Annotated in this window: 2 protein-coding genes; one reads left to right on the forward strand and one right to left on the reverse strand. The window is 45.0% G+C overall.

What is annotated here, in order from left to right; genetic code table 11:
* Positions 1 to 275: 275 nt before the first annotated feature.
* Positions 276 to 1,298 carry an IS110 family transposase gene (locus tag L1D11_RS22390; protein WP_239834464.1) on the reverse strand — a complete coding sequence of 341 codons (1,023 nt, stop codon included), beginning with the start codon at positions 1,296 to 1,298 and terminating at the stop codon, positions 276 to 278.
* 72 nt (positions 1,299 to 1,370) lie between these two features.
* On the opposite strand from L1D11_RS22390, the gene L1D11_RS22395 reads away from it, so the two are divergent.
* A complete protein-coding gene (locus L1D11_RS22395; protein WP_239862817.1) occupies positions 1,371 to 1,604 on the forward strand; it encodes a GFA family protein in 234 nt (77 codons plus the stop codon).
* The last annotated feature ends 284 nt before the right edge of the window (positions 1,605 to 1,888 follow it).

The raw sequence follows: 1,888 nt of genomic DNA on the forward strand, positions 1-1,888 counted from the left end.
GGCTACATGGATTCCCCCGGTTGTCAAACATCCGCTAAACGAATAGTGATGGGTTTTGGACTGCCGCTCTACATTCGGTCTACTTATCGATGATTCGCATACATCGTGACCCTGATGACTTACGCGACTGCGGGGCCTTATTCGTTAGATGACATCTAGTGTGTCCGCCGCATTAACAGGCTCTCCGCAAGTGGTCTTAACCTATCTCCATCATTAGCGTCTGCAATGACCCGGTGGGTTTAACTCTTAATAACGCTGCTTAGTGCTTTTAGTGGCTAAGCAGCGTAGTTCTCATATTCGGTTTGATTGTGGAGTAAAGACCAGATGATGCGAGCATTCTTCGCTGCAAGTGCCACAATCGCTCGGTTTAGTCCTCGTCTTTCCTTTATTTGGCGACACCACTGACTTAACCTATCTTGTTTATCACCAATTGTGGTAATGACAGCTCGTGCACCGTGAACGAGTAAGGTACGAATATACTTGTCGCCATGCTTCGTTATCCTTCCCAACCGATTCTTCCCTCCCGTAGAGAACTGTTTAGGGACAAGACCTAGCCAAGCTGCTAGGTCTCGACTCTTATCAAATTGACTGCCATCACCAATCGCGGCAATGATGGCGGTTGCGGTCTGTGGCCCGATACCTCGAACCTTCAGAAGTCTTCTCGTATTGTCATGTTGTTTGGCCATAGACAGAAACGTAGTTTCGGTGTCTTCAATTTGTTGGTTGAGTTTTTTTAAGTGCGAATACGCTTCATTGATAATTTGTCGTGCTTGATGTGGAAGTTGATTTTCAGCATCTTCTAGAATAAGTGGAACTTGTTTCATCAGAGAAGCTCTCCCTGTAGGCATGACAATCCCAAATTCAGACAATATGGCGCGTATCCGATTCATCAATGCAGTTCTTTCTCGAACCCAGTGCTCTCGCATACGGTGAGTTGCAAGGACGGCTTGTTGTTCAGGTGACTTTATGGGGACAAATCGAGTAGATGGCCTTTGAACTGCTTCACAGATAGCAACGGCATCATTGAGGTCGTTTTTCCCTTTCATTCGGTAGGGTGCAACATATTTGGCTGCCATAATACGACAGTCATGACCGAGTTGATTGAATGTTCTTGCCCAATAATGAGCACCACCGCAAGCTTCTAACCCTATACGCATAGGAGGCAGTTTTGCTATGGTATTAAGTAACTTAGAGCGTGTGACATTCTTGTGAAGAATGACTTTGCCATGCTGGTCAATAGCATGGACACTGAAGTGATTTTTGGCGAGGTCGATACCGCAATAAGAAAGATTAGACATGTTGCCTCCAGTTGTAATATTGACCACTTAAGTGTGGCAGATCCTCGGGAGGGGGAATCCATGTCATTCGTTATGATTAAATCCTATTCCACCAAATCAGGCTTCAAGTCGGAGTTCTGTACTCAATGTGGTAGTCCAGTTCCTAATTTGACTAGCAGTGGTGACTCATATTGGGTACCAGCAGGCTTAATAACAGATGCTACTAATACAAGTGTATCGGCACATGTTTTTGTTAGCTCAAGAGCTGATTGGGATGAGGGTTTCTTAAGTGACAATATCCCTAAATTCGAGAAGATGCCCCTGTGAGCGATCAACGAGGTACGTTTCGTGGAGACGTATGCATAACAAATAAGGATTAAGGTGTTGCGCAGCCAACACTAAATCCCGAGTGTTGAACAAGCCCGAAGCCACTTTATTAAGTAAATTGTACGATTGAACTTGAAGGGCACATCGCTTTGAGGCTTTTCTCAAGGCGAGCGAGGTCAAGATAAGGTTGCGATAGCAATCTTATCAACCCGTTAGCTGTTTTCCGTTTCTTTCGTCGTTACATCTCCTTTGATTTCGTCAATGCCATTCTCCTTATTATCGGT

The organism is Vibrio sp. Isolate32 (genome assembly GCF_022397955.1).
Classification (GTDB): Bacteria; Pseudomonadota; Gammaproteobacteria; order Enterobacterales; family Vibrionaceae; genus Vibrio.